This window comes from Burkholderia sp. NRF60-BP8, from assembly GCF_001522585.2.
GTDB lineage: Bacteria > Pseudomonadota > Gammaproteobacteria > Burkholderiales > Burkholderiaceae > Burkholderia.
Genome location: NZ_CP013372.1, coordinates 2579232 through 2599306, shown reverse-complemented (window position 1 = coordinate 2599306; position 20075 = coordinate 2579232). Strand labels below are relative to the sequence as shown.

Annotated in this window: 22 protein-coding genes; 11 read left to right on the top strand and 11 right to left on the bottom strand. The window is 68.9% G+C overall.

The features are described from left to right. Nucleotides 1-14: 14 nt before the first annotated feature. Both WS54_RS12030 and WS54_RS12025 read right to left on the bottom strand, forming a co-directional pair. Entirely contained in the window at nucleotides 15-227 is a 213-nt protein-coding gene (locus WS54_RS12030) for a DUF1059 domain-containing protein (protein WP_034205979.1), read from the bottom strand. A gap of 155 nt (nucleotides 228-382) precedes the next feature. Continuing rightward, a complete protein-coding gene (locus tag WS54_RS12025; protein ID WP_059780099.1) occupies nucleotides 383-1288 on the bottom strand; it encodes an HTH-type transcriptional regulator ArgP in 906 nt (301 codons plus the stop codon). A gap of 342 nt (nucleotides 1289-1630) precedes the next feature. On the opposite strand from WS54_RS12025, the gene WS54_RS12020 reads away from it, so the two are divergent. Together WS54_RS12020 and WS54_RS12015 are read left to right on the top strand one after the other, a co-directional pair. Further along, nucleotides 1631-2701, top strand: a complete 1071-nt coding sequence (locus WS54_RS12020) for a rhodanese-like domain-containing protein (protein WP_059780098.1) — start codon at nucleotides 1631-1633, stop codon at nucleotides 2699-2701. A gap of 124 nt (nucleotides 2702-2825) precedes the next feature. Then, the gene (locus WS54_RS12015) at nucleotides 2826-3485 is read left to right on the top strand and encodes a glutathione S-transferase family protein (RefSeq protein WP_059780097.1); all 660 of its coding nucleotides are present in this window, start codon (nucleotides 2826-2828) and stop codon (nucleotides 3483-3485) included. A gap of 99 nt (nucleotides 3486-3584) precedes the next feature. On the opposite strand, the gene WS54_RS12010 is transcribed toward WS54_RS12015, so the two are convergent. Both WS54_RS12010 and WS54_RS12005 read right to left on the bottom strand, forming a co-directional pair. Then, complete coding sequence (locus WS54_RS12010; protein ID WP_059780218.1) at nucleotides 3585-4277, bottom strand: phosphatase PAP2 family protein; 693 nt, start codon at nucleotides 4275-4277, stop codon at nucleotides 3585-3587. Between the two features lie 426 nt (nucleotides 4278-4703). Next, on the bottom strand, nucleotides 4704-5936 hold the full coding sequence (locus WS54_RS12005; RefSeq protein WP_059780217.1) for an MFS transporter: 1233 nt from the start codon (nucleotides 5934-5936) through the stop codon (nucleotides 4704-4706). Between the two features lie 101 nt (nucleotides 5937-6037). Here WS54_RS12005 and WS54_RS12000 point away from each other — a divergent pair, with 101 nt between their 5' ends. Further along, complete coding sequence (locus WS54_RS12000) at nucleotides 6038-7021, top strand: LysR family transcriptional regulator (protein WP_059834305.1); 984 nt, start codon at nucleotides 6038-6040, stop codon at nucleotides 7019-7021. Nucleotides 7022-7048: 27 nt separating this feature from the next. Here WS54_RS12000 and WS54_RS11995 read toward each other — a convergent pair whose 3' ends face one another. Both WS54_RS11995 and WS54_RS11990 read right to left on the bottom strand, forming a co-directional pair. Then, nucleotides 7049-7687 (bottom strand): 2-hydroxychromene-2-carboxylate isomerase, encoded by a 639-nt coding sequence (locus WS54_RS11995; RefSeq protein WP_034205985.1) that lies wholly within the window; start codon nucleotides 7685-7687, stop codon nucleotides 7049-7051. 143 nt (nucleotides 7688-7830) lie between these two features. Then, a complete protein-coding gene (locus WS54_RS11990) occupies nucleotides 7831-8649 on the bottom strand; it encodes an IclR family transcriptional regulator (protein WP_059780096.1) in 819 nt (272 codons plus the stop codon). 172 nt (nucleotides 8650-8821) lie between these two features. On the opposite strand from WS54_RS11990, the gene WS54_RS11985 reads away from it, so the two are divergent. The 4 genes from WS54_RS11985 to WS54_RS11970 all read left to right on the top strand — a co-directional run bounded on the left by WS54_RS11985 (nucleotide 8822) and on the right by WS54_RS11970 (nucleotide 13605). Further along, nucleotides 8822-9808, top strand: a complete 987-nt coding sequence (locus tag WS54_RS11985; protein ID WP_059780095.1) for a hydroxymethylglutaryl-CoA lyase — start codon at nucleotides 8822-8824, stop codon at nucleotides 9806-9808. After that, nucleotides 9805-11097, top strand: a complete 1293-nt coding sequence (locus tag WS54_RS11980) for a CaiB/BaiF CoA transferase family protein (protein ID WP_059780094.1) — start codon at nucleotides 9805-9807, stop codon at nucleotides 11095-11097. The genes WS54_RS11985 and WS54_RS11980 overlap by 4 nt, the downstream gene beginning before the upstream one ends. A gap of 83 nt (nucleotides 11098-11180) precedes the next feature. Further along, complete coding sequence (locus WS54_RS11975) at nucleotides 11181-12488, top strand: MFS transporter (RefSeq protein ID WP_034205989.1); 1308 nt, start codon at nucleotides 11181-11183, stop codon at nucleotides 12486-12488. 1 nt (nucleotide 12489) lies between these two features. Continuing rightward, a complete protein-coding gene (locus WS54_RS11970; protein WP_059780093.1) occupies nucleotides 12490-13605 on the top strand; it encodes an amidohydrolase family protein in 1116 nt (371 codons plus the stop codon). Between the two features lie 15 nt (nucleotides 13606-13620). On the opposite strand, the gene WS54_RS11965 is transcribed toward WS54_RS11970, so the two are convergent. The 3 genes from WS54_RS11965 to WS54_RS11955 form a co-directional block, all read right to left on the bottom strand. After that, nucleotides 13621-14097, bottom strand: coding sequence for an SRPBCC family protein (locus tag WS54_RS11965; RefSeq protein WP_059780092.1), 477 nt, complete (start codon nucleotides 14095-14097; stop codon nucleotides 13621-13623). 119 nt (nucleotides 14098-14216) lie between these two features. Next, complete coding sequence (locus tag WS54_RS11960) at nucleotides 14217-14702, bottom strand: SRPBCC family protein (protein ID WP_059780091.1); 486 nt, start codon at nucleotides 14700-14702, stop codon at nucleotides 14217-14219. Then, nucleotides 14674-15039 carry an ArsR/SmtB family transcription factor gene (locus WS54_RS11955; RefSeq protein ID WP_059780090.1) on the bottom strand — a complete coding sequence of 122 codons (366 nt, stop codon included), beginning with the start codon at nucleotides 15037-15039 and terminating at the stop codon, nucleotides 14674-14676. Before WS54_RS11955 ends, WS54_RS11960 begins: the two co-directional genes overlap by 29 nt. Before the next feature lie 204 nt (nucleotides 15040-15243). Here WS54_RS11955 and WS54_RS11950 point away from each other — a divergent pair, with 204 nt between their 5' ends. Continuing rightward, entirely contained in the window at nucleotides 15244-15774 is a 531-nt protein-coding gene (locus tag WS54_RS11950; RefSeq protein ID WP_059780089.1) for a GNAT family N-acetyltransferase, read from the top strand. A 25-nt stretch (nucleotides 15775-15799) separates the two neighbouring features. Then, complete coding sequence (locus WS54_RS11945; RefSeq protein WP_059780088.1) at nucleotides 15800-16378, top strand: hypothetical protein; 579 nt, start codon at nucleotides 15800-15802, stop codon at nucleotides 16376-16378. A 39-nt stretch (nucleotides 16379-16417) separates the two neighbouring features. Here WS54_RS11945 and WS54_RS11940 read toward each other — a convergent pair whose 3' ends face one another. After that, on the bottom strand, nucleotides 16418-16999 hold the full coding sequence (locus tag WS54_RS11940; protein WP_059780087.1) for a TetR/AcrR family transcriptional regulator: 582 nt from the start codon (nucleotides 16997-16999) through the stop codon (nucleotides 16418-16420). A 347-nt stretch (nucleotides 17000-17346) separates the two neighbouring features. Here WS54_RS11940 and WS54_RS11935 point away from each other — a divergent pair, with 347 nt between their 5' ends. Continuing rightward, nucleotides 17347-18051: an SDR family oxidoreductase gene (locus WS54_RS11935; protein ID WP_059780086.1), complete on the top strand. Its 705-nt coding sequence runs from the start codon at nucleotides 17347-17349 to the stop codon at nucleotides 18049-18051. Nucleotides 18052-18100: 49 nt separating this feature from the next. On the opposite strand, the gene fabV is transcribed toward WS54_RS11935, so the two are convergent. Then, entirely contained in the window at nucleotides 18101-19303 is a 1203-nt protein-coding gene (gene fabV / locus WS54_RS11930) for an enoyl-ACP reductase FabV (RefSeq protein WP_034205997.1), read from the bottom strand. 163 nt (nucleotides 19304-19466) lie between these two features. On the opposite strand from fabV, the gene WS54_RS11920 reads away from it, so the two are divergent. Continuing rightward, complete coding sequence (locus WS54_RS11920; protein ID WP_034205998.1) at nucleotides 19467-20000, top strand: GbsR/MarR family transcriptional regulator; 534 nt, start codon at nucleotides 19467-19469, stop codon at nucleotides 19998-20000. Nucleotides 20001-20075 lie beyond the last annotated feature (75 nt).

The following is a 20075-nucleotide window of genomic DNA, read 5'->3' as shown; positions in this document are numbered from 1 at the left end:
GCCGTGCCAGCCGATTACGCTTGCCGCGGCATGTCGGCGGGCGGTGTGCCGTCGTGGAATAGCGATTTCAGTTGCGTGCGCAGTTCGGCGCTGTCGGTGTGCTGGTGTACCGAAACCGCATGTTGCACGGCGGCCTCCAGCAGTTCGTTGTCGGAGTCGGCGGAGATGGCGACCGAGCAATGCGTCGCGCTGGGAAACTCGCGGCAATCGATATAGCGGCGGGACATGATGTTCTCCTCACACGAAAGGGAACGGCCGGACCTGGATGATCGGCCGCGCGGCACGTTCGCGAGGCCGATGGAAAAAGTATAGGCGGCGCGGCTGACTTTCCTGTCGCCGCGCATCCCGCGCCGGCAACGTCGATCGCCCGCGAGCCTGCGCGTCACGACAACGGCGCGAGCAGCCGGCGCGCCGCTTCGACGACCCGCTCGGACAGCGACGCCATCGTCGGCGACTGCACGGTCCACGCGTGCCAGTACAGCGTGACGTCGGTCGGATGCGCGGGCGCGAGATCGACGAGCCCCTGCGCGTCGAGCGGCGCGGCGCCGATCAGCGGCTCCGGCACCATCGCGTAGCCGAGCCCGTGCCGCACCGCGGCGAAGTGCGAATGGGTGCCCGGCACGTAGTGGCACGGGTACGCACCTTCGGGCAAGCCGAACTTCTCCTTCAGGAACGACGATTGCAGCGTGTCGCGCCGCGAATACGCGACGACGGGCGCGTGGCGCGCGCTCGTGCGGTTCAGGCCGCGCGGGAACCAGCGACCGGCGAACGCGGCGGCGGCGAGCAGCCGGTAGCGCATCGTGCCGAGCGGCGTCGCGATGCAGCCGCGCATCGGCTTCGGCTCGGTCGTCACGCAGCCGACCGCCATCCCGCTTTCGAGCAGCGCGAACGTATGATCCTGATCCTCGACGATCAGCTCGAACAGGATCCGCTCGCCCGCGAGCACGGACGTCAGCGCGGGCAGGAACCACGTGCCGAGACTGTCGGCATTCAGGGCGATCGTCACCGAGATCGGCGATTCGCGCTCGGCCGCGAGCGTGCTCTGCAGGTCGGCCTGCAGCAGCGCGACGCGGCGCAGGTGCTGCAGCACGCGCTGTCCGGCCACCGTCGGGCGGCACGGCCGCGTGCGCAGCACGAGCGGCGTGCCGAGGCTCGCCTCCAGCGCGCGGACCCGCTGCGTGACGGCGGACGCGGTCACGTGCAGGCGCACGGCCGCCTGCTCGAAGCTGCCGGTGTCGGCGACGGCCAGCAGCGCGGCGGCCTGCTTCGGATCGATCGTCATCGACATGTCGGGGGCATTCCTGTGATCGGGGACGAGAACAGGCCGTAGTGTAAGGCAGCATGCGCGGCCGCCCCGGTGCCGCGTATCGTCCCGCCGTGCGCGATTCGTCGTCGGAAACGGGTGCCGCGCAGGGTGTTGCCGGCGGCGCGGGCATTTTGATCTACGCTGTGTGAATGTGCGAACCGCGGTGGCCGATGCCGCTCGCGCAGTGGCGATATCGTCACGCCGACGCCGACGCCGACGCCCGACGCCCGACGCCCGACGCCCGACGCCCGACGCCCGGCGACGCCATGCAGCATGCCGATTCGACTACACCCACTGAAGAACCCGCGACGGAGCCCCAGAGCCATGATCTTCCGGCAACTTTTCGACCCGCAATCGTCGACGTACACGTATCTGCTCGCCGACGGCGCATCGCGCGAGGCGCTGCTGATCGATCCCGTGTTCGAGCAGGTGCGCCGCGACGCGGCGCTGCTCGACGAACTCGGGCTGCGGCTCGTCGCGACCGTCGACACGCACGTGCATGCCGATCACGTGACGGGCGCGTGGCTCCTGAAGCAGCACACGGGCAGCGCGATCGCGATCTCGGCCGCGAGCGGCGCGCAGGGCGCCGACCGCTACCTGAACGACGGCGACCGCTGCATGTTCGGCTCGCGCTACCTGACCGTGCGCGCGACGCCCGGCCACACGAGCGGGTGCATCAGCCTCGTGCTCGACGACGAATCGATGGCGTTCACCGGCGATTGCCTGCTGATCCGCGGCACCGGCCGCACCGACTTCCAGCAGGGCGACCCGCGCGCGCTGTATCGCGCGGTGCACGGCCGGCTCTTCACGCTGCCGGCCGCGTGTCTGCTGTATCCGGCGCACGACTATCGCGGGCTCACGGTGACGAGCGTCGGCGAGGAGCGGCGCTTCAACCCGCGCCTCGGCGGCGATCTCAGCGAAGACGATTTCGCCGGCTACATGCGCAACCTCGGGCTCGCGCATCCGCGCCAGATCGACGTCGCGGTGCCGGCGAATCTCCAGTGCGGCGTCGCCGCGAACGCGCCCGATGCGCGGGCGGCGGCCGACTGGGCGCCGCTCGTCTATACGTTCGCGGGTTTCTGGGAAATCGATCCGCAATGGCTCGAGGATCATCTGCCGGCCGTGCAGGTCGTCGACGTGCGCGAACCGGACGAATTCGCGGGCCCGCTCGGCCATCTGCCCGGCGCGATGCCGATCCCGCTCGGCGAACTGGCCGCGCGCACCGGCGAGATCGCGCGCGAGCGGCCGGTCGTGACCGTGTGCCGGGCCGGCGGGCGCTCCGCGCAGGCGACGGTGATCCTGAAGAAGGCCGGCTTCGAAGCGGTCGCGAATCTCGGCGGCGGGATGCTGCGCTGGCGTGCCGAAGGGCGTGTCGTGACGGATGGCCGCTCGTAGGCCCCGGCAGTCCCTCGAAAAAAAAATTCCGGATCGATGTCGAAACGGCCGGGCGCCGTTCGTCGTCAAGGTATCCGATCACGTGGCGCCGCATGACGCGGCGCCGAAACCCGAGAGACCGTCCATGATGCCGACGCTTTACGCTCATCCCTTTTCGTCTTACTGCCAGAAAGTGCTGACCGCGCTGTACGAGAACGGCACGCCGTTCGACTATCGCGTGCTCGCGCACGACGATCCGAAGCCGATGCAGGAACTGGCCGCGCTGTGGCCGCTGAAGCGTTTCCCGGTGCTCGTCGACGCGGGCCGCACGGTGATCGAGGCGTCGATCATCATCGAGTATCTCGGCCTGCACCATCCGGGCCCCGTGCGCCTGCTGCCCGACGATCCGCGCGCGGCGCTCGAGGTGCGGACGATGGATCGCTTCTTCGACAACTACGTGGCGACGCCGCAGCAGAAGGTCGTGTTCGATGCGCTGCGGCCGGAAGCCGAACGCGATGCGCGTGGGGTGGCCGATGCGCGCGCGATGCTCGACACGTCGTATGCGTGGCTCGACAAGACGATGGCCGATCGCGAATGGGCGGCCGGCGACCGCTTCAGCCTCGCCGATTGCGGCGCGGCGCCGTTCCTGTTCTACGCGGACTGGACGCACCGGATCGACCCGGCGTTCGCGAACGTGATCGCATACCGCAAGCGTCTGCTCGCGCGGCCGTCGTTCGCGCGCGCGGTCGACGAGGCACGACCGTATCGTTCGTTCTTTCCGCTCGGCGCGCCCGATCGCGACTGACGGGCACGGCCGTCGCACCGCGTGCCGCGGCCGCGCATGGCCGGCAGCGCGCGCCGGGGCGACGGAACGACAGCAGCGGCAGCATCGCGGGGGCGCTCGTCACATCGTGCGCGTGGCCGACTGCGCGAGCGTCAGCAACTCGTCGAACTGCGTGATCAACTCGAAGCACAGCAGGAACGCGAGCGTATAGGCCGGCGCGGGGAAGCGCCGGATCATCTCCAGCACCGCCGGCGCGAAGCGCGACCGGACCGCGTCGCGCGTCAGCAGCCATGCGATCGCGATGCCGATCGCCGCGCCCGCGATCAGGTCGGTCGGATAGTGAAAGCCGAGATACGCGCGCGGCAGGCAGATGAACACGACCGAATACAGCAGCGCGACGATGCCGATGCGGCGCGCGATGATGAAGATGCCGGTCGCGATCGCCATCCAGAGCATCGCGTGATCGCTCGGAAACGAACTCCATGTCTGCAGCGTCGCCGCGCGCAGTCCGGCCGACGGAAAGTGCAGGTGCAGGTCGGGGTTGTAGATCGGCCGCACGCGGAACGGCAGCACCTGCGCAAGTACGCGGCCGACGGCCAGCGCGATGAGCCCGCTCGCGACGGTGGCGACGACCAGCTCGCGTTGCCGTTCGCGATTCGGGCCGGGCTGGAACCACAGCCAGCACAGCACGGGAATGAGCACGAAGCCCTTGAACGTGTAGAGGCCCGCGATCACGCGGATCGCGTGATTCATCAACGGGCCGAACGTCACGTGGGTGAGGAAGATCTGGATCGTGGTGTCGAAATCGTTCATGTCCTGTGCGACCCGGGCGGACGCGCAGCGCATGACGGGCGGCCGGCTGGATCGGAAAGCGCGCTCGCACGGAGCGCAACGGGGGGCAAGTATGTCACCCGTTATTTCGAAGAAAATGCGAAAAAATACCGGGAATCCCCTGATACACCGGAACCGTGTGGTGGGGCCGGATGGGAGAGCGCCGTGCGATGCGGCAGCGGCGATTCATCCGACGTTTGCGGGCGGGCGTGCACGTGCGTCGGAAAAAATATTTTGGTGAACTGGACAATTCGGCGAGCCGCCGCCGTCCTTGCGCCGGACGAGCGATTGCCGTGCCGCAACGGCGCGAATCTGTCGCACGGCGCAGCGTCACGCGCGTCGATCGAAAATAAAAAAAAGCGGGCAAACCGCGTGGGCTTGCCCGCCGGCCTGACGCGATGCCCGGCTTCAGTTGCGCCACACCCGCACGGCGAGCGCGGCCAGCGATGTCGCGACGGCCAGCGCGGTCACCGCGTTCCAGCCCAGTTGCGCGAGCAACGAACTGCCGATCGCGGCGCCGGCTGCCATCCCGATGAACATGCCGACGAACAGCACCGCGTTGAGGCGGCTGCGCGATGCGGGATCGATCCGGTAGACGATCGCCTGGTGCGCGATCAGCGTGGCCTGCACGCCGAGATCGAAGCCGATCGTCGCGAGCGCGAGCAGGACGAGCTGCGCATGCGGCGACATCAGCGGCGCAGCGGCCATCGACGCGAACGACACCGTCGCGATGCCGATACCGATCCGCGTGACGCGCTCGGGGCCGTGGTGATCGGCGAGGCGCCCGGCGATCGGGGCGGCCAGCGCGCCCGCGGCGCCCGCGAGGCCGAAGGCGCCGGCGGCCGCGCTGCCGAGGTGAAACGGCGCGCCGTGCAGCATCACAGCGAGCGTCGACCAGAACGCGCTGAAACCGACGGCCAGCAGCCCCTGCGCGAGGGCGGCGCGGCGCAGTGCCGGATGGGCGCGCCACAGTGCGCCGAGCGAGCCGATCAGCGCGCGATACGGCAGCCGCGTGGTCGGCTCGAAGCGCGGCAGCCCGCGTGCGGCCACCGCGCCGATCGCGGCGACGCTGACGGCCGCGAGCGCGAACATCGCGCGCCATCCGGCCGTCTCGGCGACGAATCCGGCCACCACGCGCGACAGCAGGATGCCGAGCAGCAGCCCCGTCATCACCGTACCGACGATGCGGCCGCGATGCGCGTCGTGTGCGAGCGTCGCGGCGGCCGGCACGACGTCCTGCGCCATCGTCGCGGCGAGGCCGATCGCGAAGCTCGCCGCGAGCAGCAGCCCGAGCGACGGCGCGACGGCGGCCAGCAGCAGCGCGACGACCAGCGCGGCGGCCTTGGTCACGATCACGCGGCGCCGGTCGAAGCGGTCGCCGAGCGGCGCGAGCAGCAGAATGCCGAGCGCATAGCCGAGCTGCGTGAGCGTCGGTACGAAGCCGATCGCTCGCGCCGATGCGCCGAGATCGGGCGCGAGCGCGCCGAGCATCGGCTGTGCGTAGTAGAGCGGGGCGACGCCGAGGCCGGCGGCCGCTGCGAGCAGCAGCACGAGCCGGCGATCGGGCATCGAATGGGCGGCCGGATGGGCCGGGGCATGCGCCACGCGGGGCGTGGTGTCGAGACGGGTCGGGGTGGACATCGCGTACATCCTCGATTGAAGAATGGAATGGACGCGAGTGTGGCGGTACGCGGCCGGCGACGGTAGTACCGGCTGGCGCAGATTTGTTATACGCTGCATGCATGACCGAAAAATCCTCTTCCTCTCCCGCTGCTGGCGGGTCTCGGCGCATTCAGACGGTGCCGGTGGACGGCGCCGGCTATCGTTTCGAGCTGATGGAAACCTTCGTGCGCATAGTCGAGGCCGGCAGCCTGTCGGCGGCCGCCGTGCAGTTGCATACGACGCAGCCGACCGTCAGCCGGCGGTTGCAGGCGCTGGAGAATTCGCTCGGCATGCGGCTGCTGCAACGCACGACCCATACGATGCGGCTGACCGTCGACGGCGAGCGTTGCTTCAAGCGGGCGAAGGAACTGCTGGCGAGCTGGGCGGCGTTCGAGGCCGATTTGCGCGGGGCGCAGGAGGAGCCGGACGGGCTGCTGCGCGTCGCGGTGCCGCACGCGTTCGGGCAGCAGCGTTTCGTCGCGCCGCTCGCGCAGTTCCTGCGCGACTATCCGCGCGTGTCGGTCGAGTGGCTGCTGCAGGACGAGGTGCGCGATTTCGTCGGCAGCGGCATCGATTGCGCGATCCAGGTCGGCGAGCCGACCGATCCGGGCGTGGTCGCGATCCGGCTGACGAAGGTGCCGCGCTTCGTGGTCGCCGCGCCGTCCATACTGAACGGCGCCGACGTGCCGGCCGATCCGGACGCGCTCGCCGCGCTGCCGTGGCTCGCGTTGCGCACGTATTACCGTACCGAGCTCGCGCTCACGCATGCAGCGACCGGCGACACGCGGCGCATCGCGATCCGCCCGCGCATCACGACCGCGAACCTGTATGCGCTGCGCAGCGCGGCGCTGCTGGGCGTCGGCGCATGTGTCGGATCGTCATGGATGCTGGCCGACGATCTCGCGCGCGGCGATCTCGTGCACCTCGCGCCCGAATGGCAGGCCGCGCCGCTGCCCGTCTACCTGACTTATCCGCATGCGCAGTTCTACCCGTCGCGGCTCGTGCGGTTCGCGGCGATGATGCGCGAGGCCGTGCCGGCGCTCGTCGAAGGGCGCGACGGCTGAAGCGGGCGACGTCGGCGGGGGGCGCCGTCAGCCGCGCCGGATCCCTTCGGGCAGCGCGCTGATGCGGCGGACTTCGGGCGAATCGAGCCACGCGCGCGACGTCGCGCAGTCGACGAACATGTCGGTCGCGTCCTCGCCCCAGAACAGGTCGCCGTCGAGTGCGAAGGTCGGCACGCCGAACACGCCGTCGGCGATCGCGCGATCCGTGTTCGCGCGCAACGCGTCCTTGACCGGCTGGGCCTCGACAGCCGTCACGCCTTCCGGAAAGCCGACCGCTTCGCACAGCGCGGCGAAGCCTGCCGGCGTCGACACGTCCTGGCCGTCGCGCCAGATATGCCGGAAGATCCGCCGGATCGCGTCCGGCGAGCTGCCCATCGCGATCGCGAGGCGCAGCGGCCTGATCGGATTGAACGGATGCGCGGGCGGCATCCGGAACGCAATGCCGAGCTTGTCCGCGCGATATTGCGCATGCCGATAGGTGAACACGCGTTTGGCCGCGATTTCCGCCGGCGCTTTCTGGCCCCAGTGCGCGAGCAGCGCACCGAGCACGATCGGCCGCGGCTCGAACGCGGCGGCGGGCGGCAACCGGTCGAACCGTTCCTGTTGCAGGTAGGCGAACGGCGAAACGAAATCGAAATACCAGGTGGCGGTGCGCGCGGCGTTCATCGCGGTGTCTCCTCGTGCGGGTCCGGTTGACGGTTGCACGCGCGGTGCGTTGCCTGCGAACGGCGCGCTGCGTGCATCGGCGGCCAGTGTCGCATGCGGCTGCCTTTCGCGCTGCCGTGTCGCGTGCCGATGCAACCGGCTCCCTACGACCGGGCGGCGGCGTCCGCCGACGATGCGAGCCGCGCGAGACTGTCGCGCACGGCGGGCGCGTCGTAGCGCGCGCCCGCGCCGCCGAGTGCGACGGTCGCCTTCTGCGCGAGCGGCAGCAGCATCGCGAGCGCCGCCGTCATCGCCGGCGCGGCGGCGAGCCGCGACTTCGGGCCCGACACCGTCAGCGCGCCGACGCATTCGCCGGCCGCGCCGAACACGGGCACGGACGCCGATGCCGTCTCCGGGTCGCGCTCGCCGTACGACGCGGCCCACAGCTGTTCGCGCACGTCGTTCCAGCGGGCGTCCTGCGTGTCGGTGAAGGCCAGCAGCACCTTCCCCGATGCGCCCTGGCCGACCGGAAACTCCTCGCCGACGCGGATCGATACGCGCACCGCCCGCGCGGGCTCGACGCGATAGAGCACGGAGCGCACGTCGCCCTGGCGCACATAGAACGATGCCGTTTCCCCGAGTTCGCGGCTCAGCGTCTCGAGTAGCGGCTCGACCACCGGACCGACGCGGAACGAGCGCTGGTACAGCGCGGCGAGCCGCAACGGTTCGTGCCCGATCGCGTACTGGCCGTCGTCGAGCTTGCGCATGAAGCCGCCATGCTCGAGCGCGACGAGAAGGCGCAGGATCGTGCTCTTGTACAGCCCGGTGCGGCGCGACAGTTCGGCGAGCGACAGCTGGTCGTCGGTCGGGCCGAACGCACGGAGGATCGCGAACGCGCGGTCGAGCACGGCGACGCCGCTGGACGCTTCTTCCGTCGCCGGATCGGCTGGGTCGCGAGCGTGATCTGCTGGATTCCTGGACACGGCCTGCTTCCTTCGAATGATGGTCGGCGGACTATATCGTTCCATCTGGCAGAACACAAGTTCCAAAAAAACGCGATTTCACGGGTATACCCCGCTTATCGCCCGTTCGACACACACTTAAAGTTCTATCAAACAGAACTATGTTCTTTCAGGTAGAACGATGAGGCGTCGAATGAAGGTTTCCAAAAATCCGGCGGTGCTGGTCAGCGAGGTCGGGCCGCGCGACGGGCTGCAGAGTATCAAGACCGTGATGCCGACGGCTGCCAAGCTGCACTGGATCACCGCGCTGGCCGCGGCCGGCCTGCGCGAGATCGAGGTCGGGTCGTTCGTGCCGGCCACGCTGTTGCCGCAAATGGCCGACGTACGCGAAGTCGTGGCGCACGCGCTCGCAATTCCCGGTTTGCACGTCGCCGCGCTCGCGCCGAACCTGCGCGGTGCCGAAAGCGCGTTCGACGCGGGCGTCCACAAGCTGACGTTGCCGGTATCGGTGACCGAAGCGCACTCGCTCGCGAACATCCGCAAGACGCCCGCGCAGATGATCGACGAGGTGCGCGCGATCGTCGCGCTGCGCGACGCGCGGTTTCCGTCGGTGCAGATCGAGGCGGGCGTGTCGGTTGCGTTCGGTTGCACGATGGCCGGAGCGGTCTCCGACGACGAGACGATCGCGATGGCCGTCGCGATGGCCGAATGCGGGGTCGACGAGATCGGCCTGTCCGACACCAGCGGTTACGCGAATCCCGCGCAGGTGCGCCGGCTGTTCACGCGGCTGCGGCGCGAAGTCGGCGACAAGGCCGGCGGCGCGCATTTCCACAACACGCGCGGGCAGGGGCTCGCGAACGTCGTCGCGGCGCTCGACGCGGGCGTGACGACCATCGACGCGAGCCAGGGCGGCTTGGGCGGCTGCCCGTATGCGCCGGGCGCCACCGGCAACATCGTCACCGAGGATCTCGTGTTCCTGCTCGAGGCGATGGGATACGACACGGGCATCGACGTCGACGCGCTGCTCGCCGCGCGCGCGATCCTGCATGCGGCGCTGCCGTCCGACGCGCTGTACGGCCACGTGCCCGACGCGGGGTTGCCGAAGGGCTTTCGCTATGCGGACGGCCGCGCGCCATCGGCCGTGCAACCGGAAGGTTGCGTGGCGGGAGTCGCACGATGAACGATCGGCAACCGGCCGCCGCGCTGCCGTACGCGGGCGTGCGCGTGATCGAGATGACGCACATGGTGATGGGCCCGACGTGCGGCATGCTGCTCGCGGATCTCGGCGCGGAAGTGATCAAGATCGAGCCGATCGCGGGCGACGGCACGCGGGCGCTGCGGGGTTCCGGCGCGGGCTTCTTCGGGATGTTCAACCGCAACAAGAAGAGCCTCGCGGTCGACGTGAAGGATCCGCGCGGGCTGGAGATCGTGCGGCGGCTCGTCGCGACCGCGGACGTCTTCAGCGAGAACTTCAAGAGCGGCACGATGGACCGGCTCGGTCTCGGCTATCCGGCGCTGGAGTCGCTGAATCCGCGCCTCGTGTACGTGTCGCACAAGGGTTTCCTGCCGGGGCCGTACGAGCATCGCACCGCGCTCGACGAGGTCGTGCAGATGATGGGCGGCCTCGCCTACATGACGGGCCCGGAAGGGCGGCCGCTGCGCGCGGGCGCGAGCGTGAACGACATCATGGGAGGCATGTTCGGCGCGATCGGCGCGATGGCCGCGCTCGCGCAGCGCGAGCGCACCGGCCGCGGCCAGCAGGTGCAGAGTTCGCTGTTCGAGAACAACGTGTTCCTCGTCGCGCAGCACATGATGCAGTTCGCGGTGACCGGGCAGGCCGCGTCGCCGATGCCGAGCCGGATTTCCGCGTGGGCCGTCTACGACGTGTTCTCCGTCAAGGATGACGAACAGATTTTTCTCGCGGTCGTGTCGGACACGCAGTGGGCGCTGTTCTGCGATGCGTTCGGCCTGGCCGCGCTGAAGGACGATCCGCGCCTCGCGACCAACAACCTGCGCGTGCAGGCGCGCGACTGGCTGCTGCCCGAGCTGCGTTCGCGGCTTGCGCCGTACTCGGCCGCGGAGATCGGCGCGATCTTCGAATCGACGGGCCTGCCGTACGCGCCGATCACGAAGCCGCAGGACCTGTTCGACGATCCGCATCTGCTCGCCACGGGCGGCCTCGAAGCCGTGACGCTGCCGGCCGACGCGAGCAGCGCCGGGCAGCCGGTCGACACGCGCACCGCGCTGCTGCCGCTGACGCTGGGAGGCGAGCGCCTGCGGCTGCGCTCGGCGCCGCCCGCGCTCGGCCAGGACACGTGCGCGCTGCTCGGCGAGCTCGGCTACACGCCCGACGACGCGCGTGCGCTGATCGATGCGGGCGTCGTCGCGGGGCCGACCGGCACGGACGTCGCCGCGCACGGCGACGGGCCGGGCGGCGCACCTTCGGCGAACGAAGTGGCGAGCGCATAGCGCAGCCGCGATTCATCGAACGAACAAAGGCGTCCCGGCCGCGCGCCGCGCGGGGGAGGAGCGCCGCATCCACGGAGACAACCATGACATCCGCTTCCCCGGCGCTGGCCGCCGATCGCGAGGCCGACGCGTCGATCGAGCAACGCGCGGTGCGCAAGGCCGCGTGGCGCTTCATCCCGCTGCTCGCGCTCGCGTATTTCTTCAACTATCTGGACCGCACGAGCGTGGGCTTCGCGGCGCTGACGATGAATCGCGATCTCGGGCTGACCGCCACGCAGTTCGGCTGGGGCGCCGGGATCATGTTTGCCGGCTACTGCGTGTTCGAAGTGCCGAGCAATCTCGCGCTGTACCGCTTCGGTGCGCGCCGCTGGCTCGCCCGGATCATGATCACGTGGGGGCTGATGGCGGCCGCGACCGCGCTCGCGACGGGGCCGACGAGTTTTTACGCGATCCGGCTGCTGCTCGGCATCGGCGAAGCCGGATTCTTTCCCGGCGTGATCTTCTTCCTCGCCGTGTGGTTTCCCGCGAGCTACCGCACGCGCGTGCTCGCGTGGTTCACCGTGTCGACGCCGCTGTCGTCGCTGATCGGTGGCCCGCTGTCGACGTGGCTGTTGCAGCTCGACGGCACGCTCGGACTCGCCGGCTGGAAATGGATGTTCATCGTCGAAGGGCTGCCCGCGTGCGCGCTCGGCTTCCTCGTGCTGAAGCTGCTGTCCGATTCGCCGGCGAATGCCGCGTGGCTGTCGGACGACGAGCGTGCCGCGCTGCAGCGTGCGTTCGAGCGCGACGGCGCGGCGGCCGGCCGCAAGAAGCGCTTCGGCGTCGCGCTGCGCGACGTGCGCGTGTACGTGCTCGCGCTGATTTCGTTCGGCTTCACGATGGGCTCGTACGGAATCGGCATCTGGTTGCCGCAAATGCTGAAGGCACACGGGATGTCGACGATGCAGACCGGCTGGCTGTCCGCGGTGCCTTACTTCTTCGCAACGGTCGCGCTGCTGTGGTGGGCGAAGCGGGTGGACCGTCGCGGCGGTCCGGTCGCGAACCTGGCGATCGGCTTGCTCATCGGCGCGGTGGCGCTCGGCGTGTCGACGCATTTCCTGACCCTCGGGCCGGCGCTCGTCGGCATCACGCTCGCGCTGATCGGCACGATTGCCGGCCGCACGATCTTCTACACGCTGCCGTCGCGCTTCCTGTCCGGCCAGGCCGCGGCCGGCGGGCTGGCGCTGATCAATTCGATCGGCGCGCTCGGCGGCTTCGCGGGCCCCTATCTCGTCGGCTACCTGAAGGACGGCTTCGGCACGTTCACGGCCGGGATGCTCGGCCTCGCGATCGTCCTGGCGATCACGACACTGCTCACGCTGTCGCTGTACGCGTTCGACCGGAGCGAATGACATGACCTTTTCGATCAAACGGCGCCGGTTGATCGGTGCGACCGCCGCATCGCTCGCGCTGCCCGCGTTCGCCGACACGCCGGCCCACGACGGAGCTCCCCGCATGACGCACAGCAACTACCTCGCGGTCCGTCCCGACTGGCTCGCGTCGGCGCTCGAACCCGCGCTCGAGCCCGACCTGCCGATCGTCGACGCGCATCATCACTTCTACGAACGGCCGGGCTGGATCTACATGCTCGACGACTATCTGCAGGACGCACGCTCGGGCCACAACATCCAGGCGTCCGTCTACATGCAGGCGCAGACGCGCTATCGCGATTCAGGCCCGGCGGAACTGAAGCCGATAGGCGAGACGGCCTATGTCGCCGGCGTGACCGAGCCGCTGCAGCACGGCCCCGTGGCCGTCGCGAAAGGCATCGTCGGCCATGCGGACCTGCGGCTCGGCGAACGCGTGCGCGACGTGCTGGAAGCGCATGTAGAAGTCGGGCGCGGGCGGTTTCGCGGCGTGCGGCACCTGAGCACGTGGGATGCCGATCCGACGCTCGCCAATCCGTTGTCGGCAGTGCCGCGCGGGCTGCTGCTCGATCCCGCGTACCGGGCCGGCGTCGCGCAGCTCGCGCCGCTCGGGCTGTCGTACGACGCATGGCTGTTTTTCCCTCAGTTACCCGAATTGTTCGATCTCGCGAAAGCGAACCCGGACACGCGGATCGTCGTCAATCATTGCGGCGGTGTCGTGCGGATCGGCAGCTATGCGGACAAGCGGCCGGAGGTGTTCGCGCGCTGGTCGACGTCGATGCGCACGCTCGCGCAATTGCCGAACGTGTACGTGAAGGTCGGCGGCCTCGGAATGCGCATCAACGGGTTCGATTTCGAGAAAGGCGCGAAGCCGCCGTCGTCGGCGCAGCTCGCCGACGCGTGGAAGCCGTGGATGATGACCTGTATCGACGCATTCGGCCCCGGGCGCTGCATGTTCGAGAGCAATTTCCCGGTCGACAAGGGATCGTATGCGTTCGTGAACGGCTGGAACGCGTTCAAGCGACTGACCGCGCAGGCCGGCGCGGACGAGCGCGACGCGCTGTTCCGCGGCACGGCTACGAGGGTGTACCGGCTCGGCTGATGCGCTTGCGCGGCGTCATCCGGCTTCCACCAGCGCCGCGAGCCGCGCCAGCGCCATCTGCCAGCCGGTCTCGTTGTCGGCGACCGGTACGCCGGGCGGGACGCCGTCATGCACCGCGTCCACGCGCGTGCCGCCCGCTTCGTCGGACAGCGTGATCGTGATCGTCATCGCGCCGCGCAGCATCGGGTCGTCGGTTTCGAATACATCGATCTCGACGATCTGCCGGTCCGGCACGAGCGTGACGAAGCGGCCGTGATAGGTGTCGGTGCGCGCGGTGGTCTTGCCGGTGCCGGCCGACGGCGCGTCGTAGCTCAGCGACACGCGCAGCGCGCCGCCTTCGCGCGTGTCGTACGCGTGCACGCGGCAGGTCATGCCGTCGGGCACTTTCCATTGCTCGACCGCGTGCGGGTCGAGCAGCGCGCGGTAGACGCGTCCGCGCGGGGCGTTCAGGTGCCGGCTGACCCGGGTCGAATGTGTGTGCGTGTGCAACATGTCGCCTCCCGCGAAGCGCGCGCGACGGTGCACGCCGGCGCCCGGCGTGTCGTCGTGCTTCCTTCAGGAATCCTAGGCGCGGGCGCGGCGGCATGCAATGACCGCGCGCGAGGCGGCGTTCAGCGCAACGTGGCGGCGAACGCGTCGAGCTGCGTGATGCAGGTGTTCCAGCCCTCGAAAAACCCGAGCGCTTCGTGGCGCTCGCGCGTCGCGGCGTCGGGATGCATCACGCGCGCCTCGTAGCGGCTGCCCGCGTCGTCGTCGGCCATCGTGACGATCGCCGTGAAGCCCAGCCATGGCGCCTGCGGCCGCCAGCCGCCCGCGAGCATCGACGTGAACGCGATGCGCGATTCCGGCACGATTTCGAGGAAGCAGCCGGGGTTGTCGCTCGTGCCGCCGTCGGGGCCGCGCATGAACGTATGGAAGGCGCCGCCCGGCCGCAGGTCGAACGCGCGTACCTCGGTGGTCCACGGCTTCGGACACCACCATTCCTTCAGCAGTTCGGGGTCGGTCCATGCGCGCCAGAGCGCGTGGCGCGGCGCGCGCAACGTGCGCGTGATGACGAGATCGTGGGCTTCAGCGGGTTCGACGTGGCTTGCGGACATCTTGCTCCTCCTGGTGACGGCGTTCGACGAATTCGACGAGACGATCGGATCGCGCTTCCCACTGCGCGCGCTGCGCGGCGAGCCATGCCTCAGCCTCGGTCAGCCGGCTGCCGACCAGCGCGCAGGTGCGCGAGCGGCCGGTTTTCCGGGTCGCCACGAGGCCGCTGCGCTCGAGCACCGCGACATGCTTCATGAACGACGGCAGCGCCATGTCGAACGGCGCGGCCAGCGCGGAGACGGTCCGCTCGCCGTGGCCGAGCGCGCTGACGATCGCGCAGCGCGTCGGATCGGCGAGGGCATGGAACACGTCGCTGATGCCGGGTTGAATGTTATCCATTCGGCTAAGTGTAGGCGATGTCGAAACCGATGCAACGAAAATTTCCGTCGCGTACGATGATGGGGTGGTAACACGCGCCGATCGGGCGCCACGTTACCGGACGCCTGCCGCCGTCGCGCGAGCCTCGATACCCGGCCGGCGTGCGTTCCGATTCCGACCCATGCCGCACCCGTGCATGCGGCCCATCTGACTACCGGGGATGGCATGACCGAACCTGTTACCGTCCGCCGCGTCGGCGCGAGCGAAGCGATGGCCTGTGTCGATGCGCTGGCCGACGTGCTGATCGATTGCGTCGAAGGCGGCGCATCCGTCAGCTTCATGCTGCCGATCGAGCGGACGACCGCCGTCGCATTCTGGACGCGCGTGGCCGAGGGCGTCGCGAACGACGAGCGCATCCTGCTCGTCGCCGAGGATGCGTCGGGCCGCATCGTCGGCACCGTGCAGCTCCTGACCGCGCAGCCCGAGAACCAGCCGCATCGCGCGGACGTCGCGAAGATGCTCGTGTCGCGACACGCGCGCCGGCAGGGCATCGCCGCGCGGCTGATGGCGGCGGCCGACGCGGCCGCGCGCGATGCGGGCAAGACCGTGCTCGTGCTCGACACGGTGACGGGCGGCGACGCCGAGCGGCTGTACGAGCGGGCCGGCTGGCAACGCGTGGGCGTCGTGCCGAACTACGCGCTGATGCCCGACGGCGCACTCTGCGCGACGACGTATTTCCACAAGCAGCTCGCGTGATGGCATCCGTCAAACCGCCGCCTCGATGAAACGCGCCCCTATCGCTTTCGCCCTCGCGGGCCTGCTCGTCGCGCTGCCGATTGCCGCGTACGCGCTCGTCAAACCGCTGCGCGTCGTCGCGCCCGCGCTGGTTCCCGGCGTGTCGTGCCCGAGCGCCGACATCTGCACGGACGATGTCGCGACGCTCGGCGCCGCGCAGCAGCTCTACCGCGACGGCGCCGCGCGCGCGGCGGCGGCCGTCGGCGTGTTCCGCGCCGCACCGCGCATCGTGTTCTGCTCGACGCGTGCGTGCGCCGATGCGTTCGGCCTCGGCACGCGCGCGGCGCTGACGCTCGGCGATTTCGGCATCGTGATCGCGCCGCGCGGCTGGCAGACCTACTTTCTTGCGCACGAGTTGATCCATCATCGCCAGGCCGAAGTGCTCGGCAACCTGGCCGTCTTGACCAAGCCGCGCTGGCTGATCGAAGGGATGGCGTATTCGCTCAGCGACGACCCGCGCCATCCGCTCGCGCAACCGTTCGAATCGTGGCGCACGCAGTTCGCCGCGTGGAATGCGGCGCGCGGCACGCAGCCGCTGTGGGATGCCGCGCGGGCAATCGAATAGCGTGACCAGGACGGCGGCGCCGCGACGAAGGGCGCGCCGTTACGCCGATGTGGCGGGATCGCGTCGGCCGGTCAGCGCGTCCCGCCCCGCGTCCAGAATTTCGTCGGCCAACGCGGGATCGCTGCCGGCGATCGCGCGGGACAGCATGAGCGCACCGACCATCTGGCTGAAGGCCGCAAGCGCGTCGCGACGCGTCTGCTCCGGCGTGGCGCCGTCGGTCGCCACCATCCGTTCCAGTCGATCGAGATACGCGGCGAGCCCGTGCGCGTAGCATGCGCGCGCCGTATCGGTCAGCCGCGGTGCGTCGCCCGCGAAGCCGGACAGCGGGCACCCGGCCTCGACGTTGTCGCGATGCGCGGGCGACAGATACGCCGCCACCTGCGCGTCGAGATTGCCGGCGCTCGGCGAATCCGCGCGGTCGCGCATCGCCTTTTCCATGACTTCGGCGACCAGCGCGTCTTTCGATTTGAAGTGGTTGTAGAACCCGCCTTGCGTGAAGCCGGCCTCCTTCATCAGCTCCGTCAATCCCACCGCATCGACGCCGCGCACGCGAAACAGCCGCTCGGCGGCCGCGACGATCGCGCTTCGGTTCTCGGCAGCCTGCTGTCTGGATACGCCCATCGATCTCTCCCTGATCATTGCCGATCGTATCGATTGAAAAACACAATGGTGATCGCCATTGACATGATCGTCCGGCGCGAACACAATGCATCGCAAAGACGATGGCGATCACCATTGACATCGAGTGTAGCCGACTTGGCAGGCAACGCAAAGCCAAGTCGGGGGCAGGGATGGCAATCGGACGACGTTTGCGACGTCGCGGGGTCATGCCGGCAGCGGATGGACGGCTCGTCGTTCGCCACCGGCGGCGCAACGGCTCGGCTCGCGACGGCAGCCTCGTTTTTCACCGGATCTCAAGCGCGTGGCGAGCCGGCGCGCAGGCGATTCATCATGCGAAAGGAACGATCATGAAGATCGAAGGTGCAGTCGTTTTCATCACGGGCGCGAACCGCGGGCTGGGGCTCGAGTTTGCGAAGCAGGCGCTCGCCCGAGGGGCTCGCAAGGTCTATGCGGCGGCGCGCGATCCGGCCAGCGTGACGCTGCCGGGCGTCGTGCCCGTGAAGCTCGACGTGACGGATCCGGCGGCGGTGGCCGCGGCGGCCGATGCCGCGCGCGACGTCACGCTGCTGATCAACAACGCCGGAATCGCGCGGCTCGGCAGCTTGACGGACGACGGTGCGGTCGACGCATTACGCGCTCACCTGGAGACGAACGTGTTGGGGATGCTGGCGATGTCGCGGGCGTTTGCGGGAACCCTCGCGGCGCACGGCGGCGGCGCGATCCTGAACATCCTGTCGGTCGCGAGCTGGGTGAACCGGCCGATCCTGTCGGGCTACGGCGTGTCGAAATCGGCCGCATGGGCGCTGACCAACGGGCTGCGCCATTCGCTGCGCGAGCAGCATACGCAGGTGGTCGGGCTGCATGCCGGCTTCATCGATACCGACCTGACGGCCGGCCTCGACGTGCCGAAGGCCACGCCGGCCGACGTCGTGCGCCAGGCGTACGACGCCATCGAAGCGGGGGCGGAGGAGGTGTCGACCGACGAATTCACGCGGCAGGTGAAGGCCGCGCTGTCGTCGGGCGTCTATCTGGAAGAGCCGGCGCCGCGTTGACGCCGCCGGCAATGCGAGCCCGCCGCACGCGCGGCGGCGGGTCGTGCCGTCAGACCGTCGTGTCGATGATGCCCGGGATCTTCACGTCCGGGTTCACGTCCGCGTCGTAGTCGACACCTGCGATCTCGAAGCCGAACAGGCGCAGGAACTCGGTCTTGTAGCCGGCGAAGTCGGTCATCTCGTACAGGTTCTCGTTCGTCACCTTGTCCCACATCGCGACGACCTTGTTCTGTACTTGCGGATCGAGTTCCTTGTAGTCCGCGCGCAGGCGGCCTTCCTCGTCGACGTGCGGCGTCGCGCCGTACAGGCTGTCCTTCAGGAGGCCGTACACCTGCTCGATGCAGCCTTCGTGCGTGCCGGTTTCCTTCATCACCTTGAACAGCAGCGACAGGTACAGCGGCATCATCGGGATCGCCGAGCTGGCCTGCGTGACGACGGCCTTCAGCACCGACACGCGGGCATCGCCGCCGTGCGCGGCCAGCTTGTCGCGGATCGACAGCACCTTCTTGTCGAGATCCTTCTTCGCTTCGCCGATCGAGCCGTTCCAGTAGATGTCGTGCGTGATTTTCTCGCCGAGGTACGTGAACGCGGTGGTCTTCGCGCCGTCGGCCAGCACGCCGGCCTCGGCCAGCGCGTCGATCCACATCTGCCAGTCCTCGCCGCCCATCACCGCGACGGTGCCGTCGATCTCTTCCTGCGTCGCCGGTTCGAGCGACACGTCGCGGATCACTTCCTTGTCGGTGTCGAGGCCGCGGAACGTGACGGCCTTGCCGACCGGCTTGAGCGTCGAGCTGATGGTTTCGCCCGTCTTCGGGTGCGTGCGGCGCGGCGCCGCGAGGCTGTAGACGACCAGGTCGACCTTGCCGAGATCCTGCTTGATGGTGTCGATCGTGACCTGCTTGACCTTGTCGGAGAAGGCGTCGCCGTTAATGCTGCGCGCATACAGCCCCTTTTCCGCGGCGAATTTCTCGAACGCGGCGCTGTTGTACCAGCCTGCCGTGCCCGGCTTCGTTTCGCTGCCGGCGCGCTCGAAGAACACGCCGAGCGTGTCCGCGCCCGAGCCGAAGGCGGCCGAGATCCGGGCGGCGAGGCCGTAGCCGGTCGACGCGCCGATCACGAGCACCTTTTTCGGGCCATTGGCGATCGGGCCGTGCGAAGTCACGTAGTCGATCTGTTCCTTGACGTTGGCTTCGCAGCCGACGGGATGAGTCGTCACGCAGATGAAGCCACGCACGCGCGGTTTGATGATCATGGAAACCTCTGTCTATCAGAAAGGCGGGGACGGCCTGAAATCGGAAAAATCCCGCGCATTGTAAAGGAAGCGGCCGATCGCGGGCGGGCGCGGCCGGAAGGCGTCGGATCGCCCGGTTATTTCTCTCTTGACAGAAATAACTGAAATATCTAAATTCCCCACCATGGAACTCACACCGATTGCCGAACGATTCATTCTTCACTGGGGCGAAATGGGCTCGCGGTGGGGCGTCAACCGTACTGTCTCGCAGATTCACGCGCTGCTCTACCTGGCCGGACGGCCGGTTGCGGCCGACGAGATCGCCGAGACGCTCAACGTCGCACGCTCCAACGTCAGCACGAGCCTGAAGGAGCTGCAGGCGTGGCGGCTCGCGAAGGTCGTGCACGTGCTGGGCGATCGCCGCGACCACTTCGAGACGTCGACCGACATCTGGGAGTTGTTCAAGCTGATCGTCGAAGGGCGGCGGCAACGCGAGATCGAGCCGACGCTCACGGTGCTGCGCGAGTGCCTGACGAATCCGGACATCGCGAACGAGAGCCGCGAGACCGAACAGCGCATTCGCGACACGCTGCAGTTCGTCGAGACGCTCACGACCTGGTCCGACGAAATGCTGCGGCTCAAGCCCGATACGCTGATGAAGGCGCTCGGCATCGGCGCGAAGATCAGCCAGACGGTCAGGCGCAAGCCGTCGAAGTAAGCGGTCACGGCAGAGCGGGCACGCAGCCCGCTTTTTTCGGGGTTTTTATTTCTGTCTGTACAGAAATAACTGTAA

Excerpts from the sequence above, each read along its gene's own strand:
- WS54_RS12025 (WP_059780099.1), bottom strand. The coding sequence starts at position 1,288 with ATGTCGATGACGATCGATCCGAAGCAGGCCGCCGCGCTGCTGGCCGTC.
- WS54_RS11955 (WP_059780090.1), bottom strand. The coding sequence starts at position 15,039 with ATGGATAACATTCAACCCGGCATCAGCGACGTGTTCCATGCCCTCGCC.
- WS54_RS11950 (WP_059780089.1), top strand. The coding sequence starts at position 15,244 with ATGACCGAACCTGTTACCGTCCGCCGCGTCGGCGCGAGCGAAGCGATG.
- WS54_RS11970 (WP_059780093.1), top strand. The coding sequence starts at position 12,490 with ATGACCTTTTCGATCAAACGGCGCCGGTTGATCGGTGCGACCGCCGCA.
- WS54_RS11985 (WP_059780095.1), top strand. The coding sequence starts at position 8,822 with ATGAAGGTTTCCAAAAATCCGGCGGTGCTGGTCAGCGAGGTCGGGCCG.
- fabV (WP_034205997.1), bottom strand. The coding sequence starts at position 19,303 with ATGATCATCAAACCGCGCGTGCGTGGCTTCATCTGCGTGACGACTCAT.
- WS54_RS11995 (WP_034205985.1), bottom strand. The coding sequence starts at position 7,687 with ATGAACGCCGCGCGCACCGCCACCTGGTATTTCGATTTCGTTTCGCCG.
- WS54_RS11935 (WP_059780086.1), top strand. The coding sequence starts at position 17,347 with ATGAAGATCGAAGGTGCAGTCGTTTTCATCACGGGCGCGAACCGCGGG.
- WS54_RS12000 (WP_059834305.1), top strand. The coding sequence starts at position 6,038 with ATGACCGAAAAATCCTCTTCCTCTCCCGCTGCTGGCGGGTCTCGGCGC.
- WS54_RS12010 (WP_059780218.1), bottom strand. The coding sequence starts at position 4,277 with ATGAACGATTTCGACACCACGATCCAGATCTTCCTCACCCACGTGACG.
- WS54_RS12015 (WP_059780097.1), top strand. The coding sequence starts at position 2,826 with ATGATGCCGACGCTTTACGCTCATCCCTTTTCGTCTTACTGCCAGAAA.
- WS54_RS12030 (WP_034205979.1), bottom strand. The coding sequence starts at position 227 with ATGTCCCGCCGCTATATCGATTGCCGCGAGTTTCCCAGCGCGACGCAT.
- WS54_RS12005 (WP_059780217.1), bottom strand. The coding sequence starts at position 5,936 with ATGTCCACCCCGACCCGTCTCGACACCACGCCCCGCGTGGCGCATGCC.
- WS54_RS11965 (WP_059780092.1), bottom strand. The coding sequence starts at position 14,097 with ATGTTGCACACGCACACACATTCGACCCGGGTCAGCCGGCACCTGAAC.
- WS54_RS11960 (WP_059780091.1), bottom strand. The coding sequence starts at position 14,702 with ATGTCCGCAAGCCACGTCGAACCCGCTGAAGCCCACGATCTCGTCATC.
- WS54_RS11975 (WP_034205989.1), top strand. The coding sequence starts at position 11,181 with ATGACATCCGCTTCCCCGGCGCTGGCCGCCGATCGCGAGGCCGACGCG.
- WS54_RS11920 (WP_034205998.1), top strand. The coding sequence starts at position 19,467 with ATGGAACTCACACCGATTGCCGAACGATTCATTCTTCACTGGGGCGAA.
- WS54_RS11945 (WP_059780088.1), top strand. The coding sequence starts at position 15,800 with ATGAAACGCGCCCCTATCGCTTTCGCCCTCGCGGGCCTGCTCGTCGCG.
- WS54_RS12020 (WP_059780098.1), top strand. The coding sequence starts at position 1,631 with ATGATCTTCCGGCAACTTTTCGACCCGCAATCGTCGACGTACACGTAT.
- WS54_RS11980 (WP_059780094.1), top strand. The coding sequence starts at position 9,805 with ATGAACGATCGGCAACCGGCCGCCGCGCTGCCGTACGCGGGCGTGCGC.
- WS54_RS11940 (WP_059780087.1), bottom strand. The coding sequence starts at position 16,999 with ATGGGCGTATCCAGACAGCAGGCTGCCGAGAACCGAAGCGCGATCGTC.